At 69.6% G+C, this 22,107-nt stretch carries 22 protein-coding genes; 4 read left to right on the plus strand and 18 right to left on the minus strand.

The window, feature by feature from the left end:
* Window positions 1–4 precede the first annotated feature (4 nt).
* A complete protein-coding gene (locus ACNPQM_RS26480) occupies window positions 5–454 on the minus strand; it encodes a DUF948 domain-containing protein (protein ID WP_358860755.1) in 450 nt (149 codons plus the stop codon).
* Window positions 455–904: 450 nt separating this feature from the next.
* On the minus strand, window positions 905–1,519 hold the full coding sequence (gene rpsD / locus ACNPQM_RS26485; protein ID WP_358860756.1) for a 30S ribosomal protein S4: 615 nt from the start codon (window positions 1,517–1,519) through the stop codon (window positions 905–907).
* A 262-nt stretch (window positions 1,520–1,781) separates the two neighbouring features.
* On the opposite strand from rpsD, the gene ACNPQM_RS26490 reads away from it, so the two are divergent.
* Window positions 1,782–1,910, plus strand: coding sequence for a hypothetical protein (locus ACNPQM_RS26490; protein ID WP_418085992.1), 129 nt, complete (start codon window positions 1,782–1,784; stop codon window positions 1,908–1,910).
* 260 nt (window positions 1,911–2,170) lie between these two features.
* On the opposite strand, the gene ACNPQM_RS26495 is transcribed toward ACNPQM_RS26490, so the two are convergent.
* A complete protein-coding gene (locus ACNPQM_RS26495; protein WP_418085993.1) occupies window positions 2,171–3,544 on the minus strand; it encodes a replication-associated recombination protein A in 1,374 nt (457 codons plus the stop codon).
* A gap of 66 nt (window positions 3,545–3,610) precedes the next feature.
* Window positions 3,611–4,246 carry a vitamin K epoxide reductase family protein gene (locus ACNPQM_RS26500; RefSeq protein ID WP_358860758.1) on the minus strand — a complete coding sequence of 212 codons (636 nt, stop codon included), beginning with the start codon at window positions 4,244–4,246 and terminating at the stop codon, window positions 3,611–3,613.
* A 275-nt stretch (window positions 4,247–4,521) separates the two neighbouring features.
* Between ACNPQM_RS26500 and ACNPQM_RS26505 the strand changes: the two genes are divergently transcribed.
* The gene (locus ACNPQM_RS26505; RefSeq protein WP_418085994.1) at window positions 4,522–4,962 is read left to right on the plus strand and encodes a hypothetical protein; all 441 of its coding nucleotides are present in this window, start codon (window positions 4,522–4,524) and stop codon (window positions 4,960–4,962) included.
* On the opposite strand, the gene hisS is transcribed toward ACNPQM_RS26505, so the two are convergent.
* Window positions 4,883–6,145, minus strand: a complete 1,263-nt coding sequence (hisS, locus tag ACNPQM_RS26510) for a histidine--tRNA ligase (protein ID WP_366132970.1) — start codon at window positions 6,143–6,145, stop codon at window positions 4,883–4,885. The two genes, ACNPQM_RS26505 and hisS, sit on opposite strands and share 80 nt — an antisense overlap.
* Window positions 6,146–6,158: 13 nt before the next feature.
* The gene (locus tag ACNPQM_RS26515; RefSeq protein ID WP_266987922.1) at window positions 6,159–6,845 is read right to left on the minus strand and encodes an MBL fold metallo-hydrolase; all 687 of its coding nucleotides are present in this window, start codon (window positions 6,843–6,845) and stop codon (window positions 6,159–6,161) included.
* A gap of 157 nt (window positions 6,846–7,002) precedes the next feature.
* On the opposite strand from ACNPQM_RS26515, the gene ACNPQM_RS26520 reads away from it, so the two are divergent.
* Together ACNPQM_RS26520 and ACNPQM_RS26525 are read left to right on the plus strand one after the other, a co-directional pair.
* Window positions 7,003–7,794: a peptidylprolyl isomerase gene (locus tag ACNPQM_RS26520; RefSeq protein ID WP_418085995.1), complete on the plus strand. Its 792-nt coding sequence runs from the start codon at window positions 7,003–7,005 to the stop codon at window positions 7,792–7,794.
* Between the two features lie 202 nt (window positions 7,795–7,996).
* Window positions 7,997–9,226 carry a DUF349 domain-containing protein gene (locus ACNPQM_RS26525; RefSeq protein ID WP_418085996.1) on the plus strand — a complete coding sequence of 410 codons (1,230 nt, stop codon included), beginning with the start codon at window positions 7,997–7,999 and terminating at the stop codon, window positions 9,224–9,226.
* A gap of 195 nt (window positions 9,227–9,421) precedes the next feature.
* Here the strand turns inward: ACNPQM_RS26525 and ACNPQM_RS26530 are convergent, their stop codons facing one another.
* The 12 genes from ACNPQM_RS26530 to ACNPQM_RS26585 form a co-directional block, all read right to left on the minus strand.
* Window positions 9,422–11,995 (minus strand): RelA/SpoT family protein, encoded by a 2,574-nt coding sequence (locus ACNPQM_RS26530; RefSeq protein ID WP_418085997.1) that lies wholly within the window; start codon window positions 11,993–11,995, stop codon window positions 9,422–9,424.
* 286 nt (window positions 11,996–12,281) lie between these two features.
* The gene (locus tag ACNPQM_RS26535; protein ID WP_266987914.1) at window positions 12,282–12,833 is read right to left on the minus strand and encodes an adenine phosphoribosyltransferase; all 552 of its coding nucleotides are present in this window, start codon (window positions 12,831–12,833) and stop codon (window positions 12,282–12,284) included.
* On the minus strand, window positions 12,830–13,942 hold the full coding sequence (gene secF, locus ACNPQM_RS26540; protein ID WP_418085998.1) for a protein translocase subunit SecF: 1,113 nt from the start codon (window positions 13,940–13,942) through the stop codon (window positions 12,830–12,832). Before secF ends, ACNPQM_RS26535 begins: the two co-directional genes overlap by 4 nt.
* A 1-nt stretch (window position 13,943) precedes the next feature.
* Complete coding sequence (gene secD / locus ACNPQM_RS26545; protein ID WP_418085999.1) at window positions 13,944–15,680, minus strand: protein translocase subunit SecD; 1,737 nt, start codon at window positions 15,678–15,680, stop codon at window positions 13,944–13,946.
* Between the two features lie 146 nt (window positions 15,681–15,826).
* Window positions 15,827–16,321, minus strand: a complete 495-nt coding sequence (gene yajC / locus ACNPQM_RS26550) for a preprotein translocase subunit YajC (protein ID WP_418086000.1) — start codon at window positions 16,319–16,321, stop codon at window positions 15,827–15,829.
* Between the two features lie 164 nt (window positions 16,322–16,485).
* A complete protein-coding gene (gene ruvB, locus ACNPQM_RS26555) occupies window positions 16,486–17,547 on the minus strand; it encodes a Holliday junction branch migration DNA helicase RuvB (RefSeq protein WP_358860766.1) in 1,062 nt (353 codons plus the stop codon).
* Between the two features lie 83 nt (window positions 17,548–17,630).
* Entirely contained in the window at window positions 17,631–18,257 is a 627-nt protein-coding gene (gene ruvA, locus ACNPQM_RS26560) for a Holliday junction branch migration protein RuvA (protein WP_418086001.1), read from the minus strand.
* Window positions 18,254–18,820 carry a crossover junction endodeoxyribonuclease RuvC gene (gene ruvC, locus ACNPQM_RS26565; protein ID WP_418086002.1) on the minus strand — a complete coding sequence of 189 codons (567 nt, stop codon included), beginning with the start codon at window positions 18,818–18,820 and terminating at the stop codon, window positions 18,254–18,256. Before ruvC ends, ruvA begins: the two co-directional genes overlap by 4 nt.
* 198 nt (window positions 18,821–19,018) lie before the next feature.
* On the minus strand, window positions 19,019–19,771 hold the full coding sequence (locus tag ACNPQM_RS26570; RefSeq protein ID WP_358860769.1) for a YebC/PmpR family DNA-binding transcriptional regulator: 753 nt from the start codon (window positions 19,769–19,771) through the stop codon (window positions 19,019–19,021).
* A 62-nt stretch (window positions 19,772–19,833) separates the two neighbouring features.
* Window positions 19,834–20,427 (minus strand): pyridoxal 5'-phosphate synthase glutaminase subunit PdxT, encoded by a 594-nt coding sequence (pdxT, locus tag ACNPQM_RS26575; protein ID WP_358860770.1) that lies wholly within the window; start codon window positions 20,425–20,427, stop codon window positions 19,834–19,836.
* 6 nt (window positions 20,428–20,433) lie between these two features.
* The gene (gene pdxS, locus ACNPQM_RS26580; RefSeq protein WP_266987900.1) at window positions 20,434–21,354 is read right to left on the minus strand and encodes a pyridoxal 5'-phosphate synthase lyase subunit PdxS; all 921 of its coding nucleotides are present in this window, start codon (window positions 21,352–21,354) and stop codon (window positions 20,434–20,436) included.
* 183 nt (window positions 21,355–21,537) lie between these two features.
* On the minus strand, window positions 21,538–22,083 hold the full coding sequence (locus tag ACNPQM_RS26585; protein WP_358860771.1) for a hypothetical protein: 546 nt from the start codon (window positions 22,081–22,083) through the stop codon (window positions 21,538–21,540).
* Window positions 22,084–22,107 lie beyond the last annotated feature (24 nt).

The raw sequence follows: 22,107 nt of genomic DNA on the forward strand, positions 1-22,107 counted from the left end.
TGCGTCAGTCCTTCGATCCGCGGGAACTTCTGCCGCCCTGCTTCTTGGCTCGCGCGGACGGCACCGTGCGGCCGACGATCACCGTGCGTCGGGGAGCCCGGCGGGCCGGCTCGGCTTCCGGAGCGGTCCGGCGGCCGATGGCCTGCCGCACTCCGTAACCGAAGGCGGCGACCTTGACCAGCGGCCCTCCGAACGTCGATGCGACCGTCGTGGAGAGCGCCGAGGCGTTGGAGGTGACCTCCTGGACATCCGTCGCGATCGCGTCGACCTTGTCGAGCTGCGTCTGCGCGGAGCGCACGGTCGCGGACGCGTCGGCGAGCAGCGGAACGGCCTGCTCGGTCACGTCCGCCACAAGTTTGGTGGTCGCCCTGAGCGTCTGGGCCAGCCTCACCAGAACGACGGCGAGGAACGAGACCAGGATCGCCCAGAAGACGGCCACCAGGATCCCGGCCACCTCTCCACCGGACACAATGCACCGCTCTCTGGCTTGTCGAATCGTCGTCTCCCGACCCTATCGCGCCGGGGGCCACGCCCCCTACCGCATTCCTGGTGGGAAGGGCCGTAGTTGCGCACAGGAGATTGTACGGAGAGCTTCCGTACAAGCACTCTGCGTGCTTCGTGCGACGCTCTCAGCACCCCTCTCCCACCCCCGACGGCCCTGGCCGCCGGCACGGCAGGAGCTCGGCGACGCGCCCTACGAGTCGGGGCGGCGGGCGGGCGGGCGGCTGGATCCGGACACGGCGGTGGCCAGGGCGCCGGCGGGCCGGCCCGTGGACCGGCCGGGCCCGGAGGGGCAGCGGCCGGGACCCGCGCCCGCACCGGGCTGCAGAACGCGGAGGCCCGCCGCCTCCCCGACATCGGGGAGGGGCGGGCCTGAGCGCTGGTGAGAGCGGCTACGCCTGGATCAGCGGGCGTAGTACTCGACGACGAGCTGCTCGTCGCAGATCACCGGGATCTCCTTGCGGTTCGGGTCCCGGTCCAGGCGGAAGGCCAGGGCCTTCAGGTTCACCTGCAGGTAGCGCGGGGTCTCGCCGTCGGGGGCGTAACCACCCTCGCGGGCCACCTGGAAGGGGTGCTTGTCGCGGCTGCGCTCGCGGACCATCACGATGTTGTCGGGACGGACGCGGAACGACGGCTTGTCGACCTTGCGGCCGTCGACCTCGATGTGGCCGTGCACGACCATCTGACGGGCCTGGTAGATCGTGCGGGCGATGCCCGAACGCAGGACCAGCGCGTCGAGACGGCGCTCGAGCTCGACGACGAGAGCCTCGCCCGTCTTGCCCTCGGCCTTCTTGGCGCGGTCGTACGCGCGCGCCATCTGGCGCTCGCTGATGTCGTACTGGGCGCGCAGACGCTGCTTCTCGAGCAGACGGACCTTGTAGTCCGAGTTCTGCTTGCGGCCACGGCCGTGCTCGCCCGGCGGGTAGGGGCGGGACTCGAAGTACTTGACGGCCTTCGGCGTCAGGGCAATGCCGAGCGCACGGGACTTCTTGACCTTGGGACGCGACTGGTTAGGCACGTTCTCCAGACCTCCGTTGTGGGTTAGGTTAGGCTCACCTTACTCATGGAGATCGCATGTCTCGCCCTGGGAACACCACACACACGTCACGGACAGCACAGACAGCGTCGACGCCACCGAGGGCGTCGATACGACGGAGGACCGATCAGATCGTGGTCAGCCGCGTCCCAGCGGGCTTGAAATCACTCGGATGCCGTCAGCAGCCGAGCGCACACGAACTCTCGTACAGAGTACCTGTTCGGCGGTACTGCTCATCCCCGGGATGAGTACTACGGGCTTCGACCAGCTGATCCCCCTGGACCGGAGCGTGGGCCCCGAAGGGGATCTGTTCCTCGAACTCCCTGCCGATTCCCCGGCCGTACGGGCCGCTGGACACGGGCCGAAGAGCTGACCGCTGTGCTGGAGATCACGGACGTCGCGTCGGCATCGATGGCGCACCGCATCCGCATCCGCGGCCGGGCCGCCGGCCGGCTCACGCCCGTCCCCGGGATGGCCGGGCCGGATGATGCTGCGGCTGGAGACGGGTTCCGTGAGGCTGACGGGCGGTGCTCCGACGCCCGCTTCCACTTCCCCGAACCGGTGCCTGACAGGGTCGGGCTGCACCGGGCCGTGCGCACGCTGTTCGGGGCGGCGGCGCACTGGGCGTGCGCCTCAGGCGTCCGCCGCGCCGTCGGAGCCTCCGCGGCCGAGCCGCTCGCGGACCCGGTCCACCACGTCCGCGTACCGCGCCTCCGCGCCGTACCGCGTGGGCTGGTAGTAGTGCCGGTCGCGGACGGCATCGGGAGCGTACTGCTGGGCGGCGATCCCGCCGGGGACATCGTGCGGATAGACATAGCCCTGTGCGTGCCCGAGCGCGGCGGCGCCCTTGTAGTGGCCGTCGCGCAGATGGGCCGGGACCGGGCCGGCCAGCCCCTTCCGTACGTCCTCCTGGGCCGCGAAGATCGCGAGCGTCGCCGCGTTGGACTTGGGGGCGAGCGCCAGCGCGATCGTGGCATGGCTGAGGGTGAGCGCCGCCTCCGGAAAACCGATCAACGCCACCGCCTGTGCGGCGGCGACCGCCGTGGGCAGGGCTGTCGGGTCGGCGAGGCCGATGTCCTCGCTGGCGGAGATCATCAGCCGCCGGGCGATGAACCGTGGGTCCTCCCCCGCCTCGATCATCCGGGCCAGATAGTGCAGCGCTGCATCCACGTCGGAGCCACGGATCGACTTGATGAGGGCGCTCGCCACGTCGTAGTGCTGGTCGCCGTCCCGGTCGTACTTCACCGCTGCCCGGTCGACGGTCGCCTCGACTGTCTGGAGAGTGATCTCCTTCTCCTGCATGGCGAGCGCCGCGCCGGCCGCTGCCTCCAGCGCCGTCAACGCGCGCCGCGCGTCTCCCCCGGCGATCCGCAGCAGATGCGCCTCCGCGTCCTCGGGCAGGGTGACCGCGCCGCCGAGTCCGCGCTCGTCGGTCAGGGCCCGGTGCATGAGCGCGCGCAGATCCTCGTCGGTGAGCGGTTCCAGGGTGAGGAGCAGCGAGCGCGACAGCAGCGGCGAAATGATCGAGAAGTACGGGTTCTCGGTCGTCGCAGCGATGAGCGTCACCCAGCGATTCTCCACGGCGGGGAGCAGGGAGTCCTGCTGGGCCTTGGAGAAGCGGTGGATCTCGTCGAGGAAGAGAACGGTCTCCTTGCCATAGCCGCCGGTGGCCCGGCGGGCGCCCTCGATGACGGCACGCACTTCCTTGACGCCCGCGGTGATCGCGGACAGCTCGACGAAACGCTTGTTGGTGGCCTTGCTGACCACGTACGCCAAGGTTGTCTTGCCGATGCCGGGCGGACCCCAGAGGATCACCGACGACGGGCCGGCCGGCCCCCCGCTCCCCTCGCCGACGAGGCGGCGCAGCGGCGAGCCCGGCTTCAGCAGATGCTGCTGGCCGACGACCTCATCGAGCGTCCGGGGACGCATCCGGACAGCCAGTGGGCTGCTGGACGGGTCCTTCTCCTGGCGGTCTTCGGCGGCTGCGGTAAAGAGGTCGGGCTCCACGGTTTGAAGCCTATGTCACGGCACCGACAGCGCCGCCGGGCCGGTCCCCGCCCGGGACCTGCCGGTTCAGCTGGTCCAGAAGTCCCACCAGCGGGTCAGGATCAGCATGCCGATGATGCCGACCCAGACGACCGGCGGAACCCAGTGGAACTCCGTCAGTCCGTTGCGCAGCCAGTTCGGCGCGGGAAGGATCCGGTGCTTGATGTTGTGCGTGGTGACGTAGCAGAACAGGAAGATCGTGGCGACCCACGCCAGGCAGCACCACAGGCAGAGCGAGTTGATGTTGTAGAGCGACTGGTACTGCAGCCAGGTGCAGAAGCCGACTCCGAACAGGGTGCCCGCGTTGAGTCCGAGCCAGTACCAGCTGCGGAACCGGGCCCCGGCGAGCAGCGCCATGCCGATGCCGATGACCACCGAGTACGTGGCGAGTCCGAGCATCGGATTCGGGAACCCGAAGGCGGACGCCTGATCGCTCTTCATGATGTTGCCGCACGAGACCACGGGGTTGAGGCTGCAGCCCGGGGTGAAGGAGGGATCTTCGAGCAGCTTGAACTTGTCGATCGTGATGACCCAGGCGGCGAGAAGCCCGGCAGCGCCTGCGATCACCAGCAGCAGTGCGAACGCGCGACTGCCGCCGAAGGTCGTCTTCCCGCCGTCCTCGTCCTGGTCGGATGAGGGATGGTCAACCGCTGCAGTCGTCATATCGCCGTTCCATCAGTGAGTGGCCTACTGAGCATGGTCATTGTGCCGCACCACCGCTCTGGTCAACCGTTCAGTGGACATAAAGATGTGCGGACGGCGGCACGGAACTCACGGCTCCGCGAGACGCTCCGCACCATGACCGAATTCACTGCGGCCGTACACGGTCTGCGCAAGCGCTGTGGCGAAGCGACCGCGCCGGACGGCCCCGACCTGGGAATCCGCCCGGGCGAGGGGCTCGGCATCCGCGGCCGAACGGGACCGGGAAGAGCATCGCGGTGGAGCTCCTCCAGGGGCAGCGCAGTCGCGACGCGGGAAGGGTCTCGGTGCTCGCGTCCGCCGGCCGTCGCCGGCGTTCCCGGGTCGGGGTCGTCCGGCAGGATGAATCGGCACCCGCCGAGTTGACGGTACGGGAGGCCATGGCGCACCTCGCCCGCTCCTGCCCACGGCCGGGCGACGCCACGGACGCCATCGCGATGGTGGGTCTGCAGCAGTATGCGGACACCCGGACCGGGCGGACATCCGGGTCAAGGCGTTCTCCGGCGGTCGGCGGCGCCGCCCGGACGCGGCACTCGGCGGCGCGATCACCGCGCTCTGTGCCCGCCCGGCGGACCGCGCGGGCACAGAGGAATCGGTGGATCAGGCCAGTTTCTGCTGGATCTCGGCGACCAGCGCGTCGAGCGCGACCGGCTGCTGCTCGCCCGACTCCATGTCCTTGAGCTGAACCACGCCATCGGCGAGATCGCGCTCACCGGCGACGACGGTCAGGCGCGCACCGGACCGGTTGGCGCTCTTCATCGCCCCCTTGAGACCGCGGCTGCCGAACGCGAAGTCGGCGGCCACGCCCAGCTTGCGGAGCTCCGTCACCTTGGCGAACAGCACCCTGCGGGCCTCCTCGCCGAGCGGCACCGCGAAGACGCTGGTGGACGCGGGCAGTTCGAGCTCGATGCCCTCCGCCTCCAGCGCGAGCACCGTACGGTCCACGCCGAGCGCCCAGCCGACCGACGGAAGCGCCGGGCCGCCGATCATCTCGGACAGGCCGTCGTAGCGGCCGCCGCCGCCCACCGCGGACTGGGAGCCGAGTCCGTCGTGGACGAACTCGAAGGTGGTGCGGGTGTAGTAGTCGAGGCCGCGGACGAGCTTCTCGTCGTCCTCGTACGCGACACCGGCGGCGGTCAGCAGGTCGCGGACCTCCTCGTGGTACGCCTTGCACGCGTCGCACAGGTAGTCGCGCAGCACCGGGGCGCCGACCAGCTGCTTCTGCACCTCGGGGCGCTTGTCGTCGAGGACCCGCAGCGGGTTGAGCTCGATGCGGCGGCGGGTGTCGTCGTCCAGGTCGAGCTCGCGCAGGAAGCCCTGGAGGGCATCCCGGTAGACGGGGCGGCACTCCTTGTCGCCCAGCGAGTTCAGCAGGATCCGGAAGTTCCGCAGGCCCAGGGAGCGGTAGGCCTGGTCGGCCAGGATGATCAGTTCGGCGTCCAGTGCCGGGTCCTCCGCACCGATCGCCTCGGCGCCGACCTGCGAAAAGTGCCGGTAGCGGCCCTTCTGCGGGCGCTCGTAGCGGTAGTACGAGCCGGAGTACCAGAGCTTGACCGGCAGATTGCCGAGCTTGTGGAGGTTGGCCTCCAGCGCGGCGCGCAGCACGGACGCAGTGCCCTCGGGGCGCAGCGCGAGCTCGGAGCCGCCCTTGGTGGTGAGGGTGTACATCTCCTTGGACACGATGTCGGTGGACTCACCGACACCGCGCGAGAAGAGCGCGACGTCCTCGAAACCGGGCGTCTCGATGTAGCCGTAGCCGGAGTTCTTCAGAGGGGCGGAGATCGCCTCGCGCACCGCGAGATACTTCGCGGAGTCGGGCGGGGTCAGGTCGTACGTGCCCTTGGGGGCTTTGAACGTGCTCACAGTCTGTCTCTCGTCACATTCCTCGTCGGGGCGCGTCCATACCGTGCAGATACGGGTTCGTGGCGCGCTCGCGGCCGATGGTCGTCTGGGGGCCGTGGCCGGACAGCACCACGGTCGAGTCGTCGAGCGGCAGGCACACACGTGCCAGCGACTCGAGCAGCTCGGCGTGGTCGCCGCCGGGCAGGTCGGTGCGTCCGACGGAGCCGGCGAAGAGCAGGTCGCCCGAGAAGAGCACCTGCGGAACGTCCGCGGCCTCGGGCATCCTGAACGTCACCGACCCCTTGGTATGGCCGGGCGCATGCGCGACACCGAACTCCAGACCGGCCAGCTTCAGGAGGGCGCCGTCGCTCAGCTCCTTGACGTCGTCCGGCTCCCCCACCGTCAGCTCGCCCATGAGCGGCATCCCGATGGAGCGGCCGAGGGCCTTCTCCGGGTCGCTCATCATGTACCGGTCCTGGGGGTGGATCCAGGCGGGGACGTCATGCGCGCCGCACACCGGGACGACGGAGGCGACATGGTCGATGTGGCCATGGGTGAGCACGACGGCGACAGGCTTCAGCCGATGCTTCTTCAGCGTCTCCTCGACTCCTTGCGTGGCCTGGTGGCCCGGGTCGATGATCACGCACTCCTCGCCTGCGGCAGGGGCGACCAGGTAGCAATTGGTCCCCCAGGCCCCGGCGGGGAACCCGGCAATGAGCACGATCGTCCTTAATGGTCGTCCGACGGAGGGCTGTGGTGACCGCGACCGAGGGGGCCGCAGCAGTTCAGAGCCTACCGGCGCTCCTCATTCCACAGCTAACCCATATACGGTACGGGCAACCCAGGCCCGATCAGACGACGTACAAGGAGATCACCCGGTGGTCAGCAGCGATCAGCGGCGGCGGCAGCTCGCCAGGGAGAAGTTCGAGCGGCAGCAGCAGCGCCGGGAGGAGGCCCGCCGGAGGACGAGGCGGCTCACCGTCGTCATCACATCGGCGCTGGCCGTGGTGGCGGTCGTCGGGGCTGCCGCGTACGTCTCCGTCGGCAACGACGACACCAAGGACAAGAAGACCGACGCGGCGGCGAGCGCGAGCCCGTCCGCGTCGCCCTCGGCGAGCGAGAAGAGTGCGCCCGAGCCTGCGATGAAGATCGACAAGAAGGCGAAGTACACGTTCTCGCTCAAGACGAGCCAGGGCGACATCGCGTTCACGATGGACGCGGCGAAGACCCCGCACACGACGAACTCGTTCAAGTCCCTCGCCGACAAGGGCTTCTTCGACGGCACGAAGTGTCACCGGCTCACCACGCAGGGCATCTTCGTCCTGCAGTGCGGCGACCCGAAGGGTGACGGCACGGGCGGCCCCGGCTACACGATCCCGGACGAGAACCTGACCGCGCTGGGCAAGGCGGGCAAGGACGGCACGGTGACGTTCCCGGCGGGCACGGTGGCGATGGCCAACACCGGACAGCCGCACACCGGCGGCAGCCAGTTCTTCCTGGTGTACAAGGACACCAAGCTGCCGCCGACCTACACGCCGTTCGGCACGATGGACGCCGCCTCGTTGAAGGCTGTGCAGAAGGTCGGCGCCGCAGGTGTCACGGGCGGTGCTGCCGACGGTGCTCCGAAGAAGGCCGTCACCATCTCCAAGGCGGCCGTCGACAAGGTCTGATCCGACGCCGAGGGCCTGACCGGCGGTGCCGGCCCGGCCCTCGGTGCGGGAGCCGAAGAATTTCGGCCGCGCGGAGTGCGGACAGCCGGGCGGCCGGTCGCCTAGATTGGCGTTGTGCAGGGCGGGCGCGGCCCGCCCCAGGAAACTGTGGACGATGCCGGGGGGACGAACCCTCTCACAGGCATCAGGTGGAGGAGGCGCTGTGAGCAGCGACCCGTGGGGCCGTGTCGACGAGACAGGCACCGTGTACGTGCGTACAGCCGATGGCGAGCAGGTCGTCGGATCGTGGCAGGCCGGTTCTCCCGAGGAGGCTCTGGCTTACTTCGAGCGCAAGTACGAGGGCATCGTGGTCGAGATCGGCCTCCTCGAACGGCGGGTGAAGACCACCGACCTGTCGGCGAAGGACGCGACGACCGCCATCGAGCATCTGCGTCAGCAGGTCGACGAGCATCACGCCGTCGGCGACCTCGACGCACTCCGGAGGCGGCTCGACGCGCTGGTCGCGACGGTCGACTCCCGTCGCGAGGAGCGCAAGGCCCAGAAGGCGAAGCAGACCGACGAGGCGAAGCACGCCAAGGAGGCGCTGGTCGTCGAGGCCGAGGAGCTGGCGCAGAGCGAGCAGTGGCGCTCCGCGGGCGAGCGGCTGCGGGCACTCGTCGACACGTGGAAGGGCCTGCCGCGGCTCGACCGCAAGTCGGACGACGAGCTGTGGCACCGCTTCTCGCACGCGCGCTCGGCGTTCTCCAAACGCCGCAAGGCGCACTTCGCCTCGCTGGACGCCCAGCGCGAGGAGGCCCGCAAGGCCAAGGAGAAGCTGGTCGCCGAGGCCGAGGCGCTCTCCGGTTCCACTGACTGGGGAACGACGGCCGCGCGTTACCGCGACCTGATGACGGAGTGGAAGGCGGCGGGCCGCGCCCAGCGCGAGGCCGAGGACGATCTGTGGAACCGTTTCCGCGGTGCGCAGGACGTCTTCTTCGCCGCCCGCAGCGAGGTCTTCGCCGAGCGGGACGCGGAGCAGGGCGAAAACCTCAAGCTGAAGGAGGAGCTCGCGGTCGAGGCCGAGAAGCTGGTGCCGGTGAAGGACCTGAAGGCGGCCAGGTCCGCGTTCCGTGCCCTCAACGAGCGCTGGGAGGCCATCGGCCACGTGCCGCGCGACGCCCGCCCGAAGGTCGAGGGGCGGATGCAGGCGGTGGAGCGGGCGCTCCAGGAGGCCGAGGAGTCGGAGTGGCGCCGGACGAACCCGGAGGCGCGTGCGCGCGCCGCGGGGCTGACCGGGCAGCTGCAGGCGGCCGTCGACAAGCTGCGTACGCAGATCGACGCGGCGCGCGCCGCGGGCAACAACGCCCGCGCCGACAAGCTGGCCCGTGAACTGGAGGGCCGTCAGGCCCTGCTGGACCAGGCGCTGAAGGGCCTGGAGGAGTTCGGCGGCTGACCCCTGTGGTCAGACAGTCCGAAGGGCCCTCCGTCGTCGGCGGAGGGCCCTTCGGCGTGTCTGCGGAGGGCCGCATCGGCGACGGACGACGACGGTGTCCGCAGCGCCGCCGAGTTCATCGGGGAGCCGGCCGCCGGTGCGACGACGCACCACAGCCCCCGCCCGGTCGGGCGGGGGCTGCCGGGGCGGTCGGGGTCAGGGCCTGCGGGCCGAGGTCACGCGGTAGACGTCGTAGACGCCCTCCACGCCCCGTACGGCCTTCAACACGTGTCCGAGGTGCTTCGGGTCACCCATCTCGAAAGTGAACCGCGAGGTGGCCACCCGGTCCCGTGAAGTCTGGACGGCGGCCGACAGGATGTTCACGTGCTGGTCGGACAGGACGCGAGTGACGTCCGAGAGCAGCCGCGACCGGTCGAGGGCCTCGACCTGGATGGCGACCAGGAAGACCGAGGACTGGGTCGGCGCCCATTCGACCTCGAGGATCCGCTCCGGCTGCTGGGACAGCGAGTCCACGTTGACGCAGTCGGCCCGGTGTACGGAGACGCCGCTGCCTCGGGTGACGAAGCCGATGATCGGGTCGCCGGGGACGGGCGTGCAGCAGCGGGCCAGTTTGACCCAGACGTCCTCGACGCCCCTGACGACCACACCCGGATCGGCGTTGGAGCGGCGCTTGCCGCGGCTGCGCGAGGGCGGCGCGCTCTCCGCCAGGTCCTCGTTGGCCGCGTCCTCGCCGCCGAGCGCCTGGACCAGCTTCTGCACGACACCCGCGGCCGCGACATGGCCCTCGCCGATGGCCGCGTACAGGGACGAGATGTCCGGGTAGCGCATCTCGTGGGCCAGGGTGACGAGCGAGTCGCCGGTCAGGATCCGCTGGATCGGCAGGTTCTGCTTGCGCATGGCGCGCGCGATGGCGTCCTTGCCCTGCTCGATCGCCTCGTCGCGGCGTTCCTTGGAGAACCAGGCGCGGATCTTGTTCCGGGCACGCGGCGACTTGACGAAGCCCAGCCAGTCCCGGGACGGTCCGGCGCCGGCCGCCTTGGAGGTGAAAACCTCCACGAGGTCGCCGTTGTCGAGGGTTGATTCGAGCGGTACGAGCCGCCCGTTGACCCGTGCTCCTATGGTCCGGTGGCCGACCTCCGTATGCACGGCGTACGCGAAGTCGACCGGGGTCGCGCCCGCGGGCAGCGCTATGACGTCGCCCTTGGGCGTGAAGACGAAGACCTCGTTGCGGGAGAGGTCGAAGCGCAGGGACTCGAGGAACTCGCTGGGGTCCTCGGTCTCCTTCTGCCAGTCGAGGAGCTGGCGCAGCCACGCCATGTCGTTGACGGTGTCCTGGCCGCGGCCGGTGTGCTTGGGTACGTCGGTGCGGACCTTGGAGGCGCCGGCGACGGCCTCCTGCTTGTACTTCCAGTGCGCGGCGATGCCGTACTCGGCGCGGCGGTGCATGTCGAACGTACGGATCTGCAGCTCGACGGGCTTGCCACTGGGACCGATCACCGTGGTGTGCAGTGACTGGTACATGTTGAACTTGGGCATCGCGATGTAGTCCTTGAACCGGCCGGGGACCGGATTCCATCGCGCGTGCACGGTGCCGAGCGCCGCGTAACAGTCACGGACGGTGTCGACGAGGACGCGGATTCCCACCAGGTCGTAGATTTCGGCGAAGTCCCGGCCTCGCACGATCATCTTCTGGTAGACGCTGTAGTAGTGCTTCGGCCGTCCGGTGACGGTGGCCTTGATCCGGGCTGCGCGCAGGTCGGCCTGGACCTCGTCGGTCACTATGGCGAGGTATTCGTCGCGCTTGGGGGCCCGCTCGGCGACGAGACGGACGATCTCGTCGTACATCTTGGGGTAGAGGATCGCGAACGCGAGGTCCTCAAGCTCCCACTTGATGGTGTTCATGCCCAGGCGGTGGGCCAGGGGCGCGTAGATCTCAAGCGTCTCGCGGGCCTTCTTCTCCTGCTTCTCCCGCTTGAGGTAGCGCATCGTGCGCATGTTGTGCAGCCGGTCGGCGAGCTTGATGACGAGGACCCTGGGGTCCTTGGCCATGGCGACGACCATCTTGCGTACGGTCTCGGCCTGCGCCGCCTCGCCGAACTTGACTTTGTCCAGCTTGGTGACGCCGTCGACGAGCAGGGCGACCTGGTCGCCGAAGTCCCGGCGCAGGGTGTCCAGGCCGTATTCGGTGTCCTCGACCGTGTCGTGCAGCAGGCCGGCCATCAGCGTCGCCGGGTCCATGCCGAGCTCGGCGAGGATCGTCGTGACGGCGAGCGGATGCGTGATGTACGGGTCGCCGCTCTTGCGCTTCTGACCGCGGTGCCAGCGCTCGGCGACCTGGTAGGCGCGCTCGATCTGGCGCAGCGTGGACGTCTCGATCTTGGGGTCGTTGCTGCGGACCGCCCGCAGGAGCGGTTCGAGGACCGGGTTGTACGGGCTGGAGCGCTGCACGCCGAGCCGGGCGAGCCTGGCCCGTACCCGGTTGGAGGAGCCGCTGGAGCGGGCCGGGCCGACCGGGGCCACGGGCTTGGCGGTCGGCTTGGCCGGGGGTTTCGGGGTGACCGGAGGAGGAAAGACGGGGGCAGGCTGGGCAGGGGCCACCGGCGCGGCCCCGTTCACGCTGGGGGGAGTCTGCGAGGCGCTGCTCGCCGGTTCGGGAGCCGGGGGCTTCGGCTTCTCCTTCGCCGCGGGCTGCTTCTTCCCGGGCGTGGCTGGGACCGCCGCGGGCTTGTCGGGCTGCGGGGCGGCGACTGGCTGGGCCTCGTCTGGCAAGAGCGCTCCTCGTGCGGATCCGGACTCCCGGAAAGGCCATCGTATCGAGACTGCGGCCCGGCCTCCCCCGGGGACCGTAGGACCCTCACAACGCAGGACGGGCACCCGGCTGTTCCCGGTGCCCGTTCTGTGTGTGCCGATGTGCCGATGTCCGAAGTGCCACAGGGGCTGAGCAGCGGCGCGATACGTGAGGCGGGGCCCGGCCCGGCTCCTTGGGGGAATGCCGCAGACACACCATCGGGTGCCCGGAAATTGTTCCGGGCACCCGATGCATGCGTGACAGTCGTCAGACGCGGATGAGCGCCTCCAGCGGAGCACCGGCCAGGCCGGACTCCAGACGGGCCCGGCCGTCGAGGAAGCCGAGCTCCATGAGGACCGCGACACCGGCGACCCGGGCGCCGGCCCGTCGGATCAGCTGCAGCGATGCCTCGGCGGTGCCGCCGGTGGCAAGGACGTCGTCGATGACCATGATCTGGTCCTCGGCCGTGAGGTCCTCCGCGTGTATCTCGATCTCCGCGGTGCCGTACTCCAGCTCGTACGCCTGGCTGAGCGTGGCACCGGGCAGCTTCCCCGCCTTGCGGACGGGTACGAAGCCGAGCCCGGCCCGGACCGCGACCGGGGCGGCCAGGATGAAGCCACGCGCCTCCAGCCCGACGACCTTCGTGGCGCCGTGCCGTACGCACAGCTCCGCGAGGGCGTCGGTGAGCGCCGTGAACGCGACCGGGTCCGCGAGCAGCGGGGTGATGTCCTTGAACATCACGCCCGGCTTCGGATAGTCCGCCACGTCACGGATACGGCTGAGAAGCAGTTCCCTGGTGCTCTCAGTGGTGCTGGTCATCGACGATTCCCCGAGGTCCGGCCGTGGCCCCGGGGGGGCTGCTGGCGCTGACCGACGACCGCGGCGGCGGGGGCGGGGTCCCCGACGACGTCGTCCTCGTACGGCTGCTCGTCCTCGGCGGACTCGCCCTTGGCGGCGGCTGCCGCGCGCTTGGCGAGGATCCGCTTCTTCAGGGCCTTCATCTGCGGGTCGCGTTCCTTGAGGTCGGCGACCAGCGGGGTGGCGATGAAGATCGAGGAGTACGCGCCGGCGGCGAGGCCGACGAACAGGGACAGCGAAATGTCGTTCAGCATGCCGGCGCCGAGGACACCGCCACCGATGAACAGCAGCCCGGCGACCGGCAACAGCGCCACGACAGTGGTGTTGATGGAACGGATCAGCGTGCCGTTGATCGATTGGTTGGCGATCTCGCTGTACGTCCAGCGAGTCTGCTTGGTGATCCCCTTCGTGCCCTCCTTGAGGCTGTCGAAGACGACGACCGTGTCGTACAGGGAGTAACCGAGGATGGTCAGCAGACCGATCACGGTACCCGGGGTGACCTCGAAGCCGACCAGGGCATAGATCCCGACCGTGATCGTGATGTCGTGGATCAGTGCGATCAGGGCCGCGATGGCCATGCGCCACTCGAACGCGATGGCCAGGTAGATCACCACGAGGACCATGAAGACGCCGAGGCCGGTCCAGGCCTTGTTGGCGATCTGCTCACCCCAGCTGGGGCCGACCAGGTCGGCGTTGATCTTCTCCTCGGGGACCTTGAGGTCCTTGGAGAGCTCCGCCTTGATCGCGTCGGCCTTCGCCAGGTCGACCTCGGTGATCTGAATACGCAGACTGCCGCCGTCGCCGCCGAGCTTCTGGACGATCGCCTGGTGGCCGGAGGCGGAGACCGCGGATTCCTCCGCCTGGGCGACCGTGGCACTGGTGTCCGGAGTGGTGAAGACCGCGCCGCCCTTGAACTCGATCCCCATGTTGAGGCCGCCGACCGCCAGGGCGACGACAGCCGTGATGGTGATCAGGATCGAGATGCCGTACCAGATCTTGCGGCTTCCGATGAAGTCGTAACCGACCTCGCCGCGGTAGAGCCGGGCGCCGAGGCTGCCGAGTCGCGACATCTCACGCCTCCTTCGGTTCGGTGGGGGCGTTGACACGGCGCGAGCGGCGCAGCGGCGGTTTGGCGCCGAGCCGCTTCGGGTCCAGGCCGGACCACGGGTGACCGCTGGCGAAGAACTTCGTACGGGCCATCAGCGTCATGACGGGCTTGGTGAAGAGGAACACCACGACCACGTCGAGCAGAGTGGTGAGACCCAGCGTGAAGGCGAAGCCCTGGACCTTGCCGACGGTGACGATGAAGAGCACCGCGGCGGCGAGGAACGACACGAAGTCGGAGACCAGGATGGTGCGACGGGCACGCGGCCAGGCACGCTCGACGGCCGGACGCAGGGTGCGGCCCTCGCGGATCTCGTCCCGGATGCGTTCGAAGTACACGATGAACGAGTCCGCGGTGATACCGATCGCCACGATGGCACCACAGACCGCGGGGAGGTTCAGCGCGAAGCCGATGGCCGGGCCGAGCAGTGCCATGAGCGTGTAGGTCAGGACGCCGGAGGCAGCGAGGCTCAGAAGCGCGATGAACGCCAGACCGCGGTAGTAGGCCACCAGGTAGATGATGACCAGGGCCAGGCCGATCGCACCGGCGATCAGGCCCGCCTGGAGCTGCTCACCGCCGAGCGCCGCGGTGACCGTGGTGACCGTGTCCTCCTTGAAGGACAGCGGGAGCGCGCCGTAGGACAGCACGTTCGCCAGGTCCTGGGCGGACTGCTGGGTGAAGCTGCCGGAGATCTCGGCGCTGCCGCTGAGCGTCTCGTTCACCTGGGGCGCGGAGACGACCTCACCGTCGAGCGCGATGGCGAACTGGTTCATCGGCGACTGCTGGGTGGACAGCTTGGAGGTGATCTGCTGGAACTTCTTCGAGCCCTTGTCGGTGAAGTCCATCTGCACGATCCACATGCCGCGCTGCTGGTCGATCGTGGCCCTGGCGCTGTCCACGTCCGTACCGGAGACCTCGGCCGGGCCGAGGACGTACTTGGCGTCGCCCTCGGAGCTGCACGCGACCGTGGTGTCGGTGGGCTTCACGTTGGCACCGGCATTCGCGCGGCCGGCCTTGGTGGAGCAGTCCAGCGCCGCGAACTTCTTCTGCAGCTCGGCGGCGGCCGGGTCGACCGAGGCCGACGGGCTCGCGGACGCGTTCGGCGTGCCGGAGGCGCTGGGACTGGGCGAGGTGTCCTTCGTCAGCGCGCCGGTGACCGCGCGGCCCTGGGTGGTGGCGCTCGCCGAGGGAGTGGCCTTGGCTCCGGAAGCCGACTCCTTGCTGCTGGGCGACGCGTTCGGCGTCGGCGAGCCGGAGGCCGAGGGGCTGGCGGTGCCGCTCGGCGTCGCCTTGCCCTCGGTGACGGCGAGCACGGGCCGGAAGTAGAGCTGGGCGGTCGTACCGACCTGTTCCCGCGCCTGCTTCGAGTTCGTTCCCTTGGGGATGTTGACGATGATGTTGTCCCGGCCCTGGGTCTGGACCTCGGCCTCGGAGACACCCAGACCATTGACACGGCGTTCGATGATGCTGACCGCGGTGTCCATGTTGGTCTGGTTGATCGCGTCCGGCTTACCGGGCTGACTCTTCGCCTTGAGCGTGATCGACGTCCCGCCCGCCAGGTCGATACCCAGCCGTGGCGTGGTATTACCGGACAAGAACATCCCGCCGGTGAGCGCGACCATGGCGATCAGGATCAGAGCCAGGGCGCGCCCCGGCCTGCCCTGACCGCCGGACGGCCCTCGGCCCTTCTTCGGTGCTGCCACCTTCTCGTTTCTCCCTGTCCTACCGCCCCGCGCCGGGTGTGCGCCCGAGCGGCCACGAAGTGTTGTGGGGACCTGCCCCCGCAGAAGATCGCACGTTCCCGGGGATGCCGAACGCCGGTGGGCTCACAGCATCCCCGGATCGTGAACTACTTCGCGTCGGCCTCGCCGTCGGCCTTGCCCTCGGACTTCTCGTCGGCCTTGGCGTCCTTCGGCTCGACGTCGTCGGCCTCGGCCTTCTTGCCCAGGTCGATTTTGGCATCGTCCGCGTCGTCCGCGTCGGTGTCGGCGTCCGTGTCGGCCTCGACGTGCTCGGTCAGCGAGGACACATCGTCCGGCACGACCGCACCGTCGATCTCGTCGTCACCGTGGACGATGCGGTTGTACTCCGCATCGTCCAGGACGGCACCGATGGCGTTCTTGGCATAGATGGCGTGGACGCCGGGCGCGACCTCGAGGAGAACCGTGTCGTCGTGAAGCTCCTTGACGGTGGCGTACATGCCCCCGATCGTCCGGACGCCGGTGCCGGGCTGCATCTCGTTGCGCATCTGCGCGGCGGCAGCCTGCTTCTTCTTGGCGGATCGAGTCATCAGGAACATGGCCCCGATGAGCACGATGAAGGGGAGGAGAGTCACGGGATTCACGGGACGAGTTTCCTTCGCACGACCGCGCTGGAATGCGGCCTGATCTACGGGGGTGGGTACACCGCCCTGTACGGGCGGCATCGGCGGAGTCTAAGCGAGTCCGCATCGATGGAACAACGCCCAGCATCGCACCCTGGTTCCAGTCCGGGCGAACCTGTGACGCATCACGCCCCGAACAGACCCTGTTGTCCCTTTCCGCCGTGCTGAGGGGGGACGAGACCGAGATGTGCCCAGGCCGCGGGGGTGGCGACCCGGCCCCGCGGCGTCCTGGCCAGGAGTCCTTCCCGTACCAGGAAGGGCTCCGCGACCTCCTCGACCGTCTCGCGTTCCTCCCCCACGGCGACCGCGAGGGTGGACAGACCGACCGGTCCGCCGCTGAAGAGCTTCAGGAGCGCGCCGAGCACCGCCCGGTCCAGGCGGTCGAGACCCCGCCCGTCGACCTCGTACACCCCGAGGGCGGTGGAGGCGACGCCGCGATCGATCCGGCCGTCCGCCTTGACCTGCGCGTAGTCGCGGACGCGGCGCAGCAGCCGGTTGGCGATACGCGGCGTGCCGCGGGAGCGCCCGGCGATCTCGGCTGCGCCCTCGGCGTCTATCGCGACGTCGAGGAGGCGGGCGGAGCGGTGGATGACGCGTTCCAGTTCGGCGGGGGCGTAGAACTCCATGTGTCCGGTGAAGCCGAAGCGGTCGCGCAGCGGAGGCGGCAGGAGTCCGGCCCGGGTGGTGGCGCCGACCAGGGTGAAGGGCGGCAGTTCCAACGGGATGGCGGTGGCACCGGGGCCCTTGCCGACGATGACGTCGACGCGGAAGTCCTCCATCGCCATGTAGAGCATCTCTTCGGCGGGCCGTGACATGCGGTGGATCTCGTCGAGGAAGAGGACCTCGCCCTCCTGGAGGGAGGAGAGGATCGCGGCGAGGTCGCCCGCGTGCTGGATGGCGGGGCCCGAGGTGATCCGGATCGGGGCGCCCATCTCGGCAGCGATGATCATGGAGAGGGTGGTCTTGCCGAGGCCGGGGGCGCCTGAGAGCAGGACGTGGTCGGCGGTGGCGCCGCGAGCCAGGGCGGCCTTGAGGACCAGGTCGAGCTGTTCGCGCACCTTCTCCTGGCCGACGAATTCGTCGAGGTCCTTCGGCCGCAGGGCGGCTTCGACGGCCGTGTCCTCGCCGTCCGCGCCGGCGTCGACGAGGCGCTCGTCGGTCTCGGGTCCGGTGTCGTCCCAGTTCATTCGGTCAGTCCCGCCTCGGGTGTTTCGGTGCCGGGCCGTGCGGTGCCCGGGCGTCGGGGGTGTCGCGTCCGGCCGGCGTGCGGTCAGCGTGCGCGGTTGAGGGTCTGCAGAGCGGCCCGCAGCAGCTGCGGTACGGGCGGCTGGGCGCCCTCCGCCAGCGCGGCCTCGGCCTGCGGGGCGACAGCGGTGACCGCGTCGTCGGCCTCGCGGGTCGCGTATCCGAGGCCGATCAGGGCGGCCTGCAGCTGGTCGCGCCACGAAGAGGTGACGGCGGTGCCGACCCCCTGGTGGCCGATGTGCGCGCCGACGGGCTCGCCCAGTCTGTCCTTCAGTTCGAGGAGGAGTTTCTGCGCGCCCTTCTTGCCGATGCCGGGGACGGCGGTGAGGGCCTTCTCGTCACCGGTGGAGACGGCAAGGCGCAGAGCGTCGGGGCTGTGCACGGCGAGCATCGCCTGGGCAAGCCGGGGACCGACGCCGCTGGCGGTCTGGAGCAGCTCGAAGACCTGCCGCTGGTCGTCGTCGGCGAAGCCGTAGAGAGTGAGCGAGTCCTCCCGTACGACGAGGGAGGTGGCCAGCCTGGCCTCCTGGCCGATCCGCAGGTCGGCGAGGGTGTGAGGGCTGCACTGGACGGCCATGCCGATGCCGCCGACCTCGATCACGGCCGTGGTCGGGGCGAGTGCGGCGACGGGGCCGCTGACGAAGGCGATCATCGGGAGACCTTCCGGACGGGAACTGCGGGTGTACGGGAAACGCGAGGACCGCGGGCGGCGGCCGCGTGCGCCTGCTGGAGGCGATTGACGGCCGGGCCCCGCCAGATGTGGCAGATGGCGAGGGCCAGGGCGTCGGCGGCGTCGGCGGGCTTCGGCGGTGCGTCGAGCCGAAGAAGCCGGGTGACCATCGCTCCGACCTGCGCCTTGTCGGCGCGGCCGCTGCCGGTGACGGCGGCCTTGACCTCGCTGGGGGTGTGCAGGGCGACGGGGATGCCGCGGCGGGACGCGCAGAGCATGGCGACCGCACTGGCCTGGGCGGTGCCCATCACCGTACGGACGTTGTGCTGGCTGAAGACCCGCTCCACGGCGACGAATTCGGGGCGATGCTCGTCGAGCCACTCCTCGATGCCGCGCTCGATCGCGACCAGCCGGTGGCCGAGCTCGGCATCGGCACCGGTGCGGACGACGCCGACCCCGAGCATCGTCAGGGGGCGCCCCGCCACTCCTTCGACGACACCGACGCCGCACCGGGTCAGTCCCGGGTCCACGCCCAGTACCCGCATGAAGCACCCCCTCTGCCGATCGGTCAACTGTTCCCGCAGGCTATCGGCTCGCACTGACAATGCGACGGGCCGACGGGGTGTGTCCCCGTCGGCCCGTCGGCTCCGCCCGCGCGGAGAGTGCCCCTGTACAGCGGCCGGACGCTGCCCGTCTCCGGGGCATCCCCACTCACGCGGGGATGCGATGCGTCGTCCGCCGTCTCAGGCGTCGACCTTCTCCATGACCTCGTCCGAGACGTCGAAGTTGGCGAAGACGTTCTGCACGTCGTCGCTGTCCTCCAGCGCGTCGATCAGCTTGAAGATCTTGCGCGCGCCTTCCTCGTCCAGGGCGACCTGCATGGTGGGCAGGAAGTTGGCCTCGGCCGAGTCGTAGTCGATGCCCGCCTGCTGAAGCGCGGTACGGACCGCGACCATGTCGGTGGCCTCGCTGACGACCTCGTAGGACTCACCGAGGTCATTGACCTCCTCGGCGCCCGCGTCGAGCACCGCACCGAGGACGTCGTCCTCGGTGAGCTCGCCCTTGGGGACGATGACGACGCCCTTGCGGTTGAAGAGGTACGAGACCGAACCCGGGTCGGCCATCGAACCGCCGTTGCGGGTCATCGCGACACGCACGTCGGAGGCGGCACGGTTGCGGTTGTCGGTGAGGCACTCGATGAGCACCGCGACACCGTTCGGGCCGTAACCCTCGTACATGATGGTCTGGTAATCGACGCCGCCCGCTTCGAGACCGCCACCGCGCTTGACCGCGGAGTCGATGTTCTTGTTCGGGACGGAGCTCTTCTTCGCCTTCTGGATCGCATCGACGAGGGTCGGGTTGCCCTCGGGGTCCACGCCGCCGGTGCGGGCCGCGACCTCGATGTTCTTGATCAGCTTGGCGAAGAGCTTGCCGCGCTTGGCATCAATCACGGCCTTCTTGTGCTTGGTGGTAGCCCACTTAGAGTGGCCGGACATCGCCAGCTCCTTACAACGCGTCGCCAGTAGAAATGAACAACGGAGATCCTACCGGGATCCGTTCACCCCTTGGCGCGCACCATGTCGACGAAGAGTGCGTGAACCCGATGGTCACCGGTCAGTTCCGGGTGGAATGACGTTGCCATGGCGTTTCCCTGACGTACGGCGACAATATGGCCGCCGTGCTCGGCGATCACCTCGGCCCGGGCCCCTACCGATTCCACCCAGGGGGCTCGGATGAAGACGCCCTCGACCGGGCCGCCCTCGATCCCGGCGACCTCGACAGCGGCCTCGAAGGACTCGTTCTGCCGCCCGAAGGCATTACGACGGACGATCATGTCGATGCCGCCGACGGTCTCCTGGCCCGAGCGCGGGTCGAGGATCTTGTCGGCCAGCAGGATCATTCCGGCGCACGTGCCGTAGACCGGCATGCCGGCCCGGACCCGCTCGCGCAGAGGTTCCAGCATGCCGAACAGGGTGGCGAGCTTGGACATCGTGGTGGATTCGCCGCCGGGTATGACCAGGCCGTCGACCTCGGCGAGCTCTTCGGGGCGCCGGACCGGCCTGGCCAGGGCGTCTGCCGAGGCCAGGGCGATCAGGTGCTCCCGTACGTCGCCCTGGAGAGCCAGGACTCCGATCACAGGGGTGTCGCTCATCTGTGACTACCAGCCGCGGTTGGCGTAGCGCTCGGCCTCGGGCAGGGTGTCGCAGTTGATGCCGACCATGGCCTCGCCCAGGTTGCGGGAGGCGTCCGCGATGATCTTCGGGTCGTCGTAGAAGGTGGTGGCCTTCACGATGGCGGCGGCGCGCTTGGCCGGGTCGCCGGACTTGAAGATGCCGGAGCCGACGAAGACGCCCTCGGCGCCGAGCTGGCGCATCAGCGCGGCGTCGGCCGGGGTGGCGACGCCACCGGCGGAGAACAGCACGACGGGCAGCTTGCCGAGCTCGGCGACCTCCTTGACCAGCTCGTACGGGGCGCGGAGCTCCTTGGCCGCGGCGTACAGCTCGTTGTTGTCGTAGCCGCGCAGCCGGGCGATCTCGTTCTTGATCTGGCGCAGGTGGCGGACCGCCTCGACGACGTTGCCGGTGCCGGCCTCGCCCTTGGAGCGGATCATGGCCGCGCCCTCGGCGATGCGGCGCAGCGCCTCGCCCAGGTTGGTGGCGCCGCAGACGAACGGCGTGGTGAAGGCGAACTTGTCGCTGTGGTTGACCTCGTCGGCCGGCGTGAGGACCTCGGACTCGTCGATGTAGTCGACACCGAGGGACTGAAGGACCTGCGCCTCGACGAAGTGGCCGATGCGGGACTTCGCCATCACCGGGATGGAGACGGCCTCGATGATCTCTTCGATCATGTTCGGGTCGGACATCCGGGCCACACCGCCGTCCTTGCGGATGTCGGCGGGCACCCGCTCCAGGGCCATGACGGCCACGGCGCCCGCGTCCTCGGCGATCTTCGCCTGCTCGGCGTTGACGACGTCCATGATCACGCCGCCCTTGAGCTGCTCGGCCATGCCGCGCTTCACGCGGGCGGTGCCGGTAGCCGGGGAGTCAGCGGACTGCGGGGTGCTGGGAAGCGTGGACACGGATCGACCTCACTCGGAGAAAAAAAGATGCTGAAAGTGCTGGGTGATGCACTGCAGAGCAAACTCTCCGGGACCAGTCCACGACAAGGGCCAATAAGAGGCCAGTGGATCGTTTTGGCCGTGTACGGCCGCGTACCGCCTCGTACGGCCCCGTACGGGGTGGGTGGCGGCGCCGCGTCCGGGTCAGCTGACCGGGCGGTCCGCCAAAGCCACAGGCGGCTCGTCGTCCATCTCGAAGGCCAGCGGGAACGGTGCGTGCCCGGCCAGCCGGAACCAGCGCACCGTGCGGTGGCGGCGCAGCGCCCGCGCCGCGCGCACCGCGTCGTTGTGGAACCGCCGCGCCATCGGCACCCGGCGCACGGCCGCGGCCAGTTCGGACGCCGCCTCCTCACCGCCGGGAATCTCCTTCACCGCCTCCACCTGCGCCGTCTCGCCGAACACTGCCCGCAGCGCGGTGCTGAGCTCGCTCTCCGCCACCTCGCGCTGTTCCTCCTCGGACTGCCGGGCGGCGTGCGCGGCCTCATACAACACGATGGACGCGGCCGGGTCGAGGACACCGGATGTGGCCAGTTCCTGGGTGACCGAGGCGCGGCGCAGCAATTGGGCGTCGAGGGCGGCGCGGGCGGCGTCGATCCGCGTGTGCAGCCGGTCCAGCCGTCCGGCGGTCCAGCTGAGGTACAGGCCGATCGCGACGAGCGCGACGGCGATCCAGATGAGGGTTTCGATCACGGGCCGCAAGGCTACCGTCGAGGG

This window comes from Streptomyces sp. NPDC056231, from assembly GCF_048270745.1.
Lineage (GTDB): Bacteria > Actinomycetota > Actinomycetes > Streptomycetales > Streptomycetaceae > Streptomyces.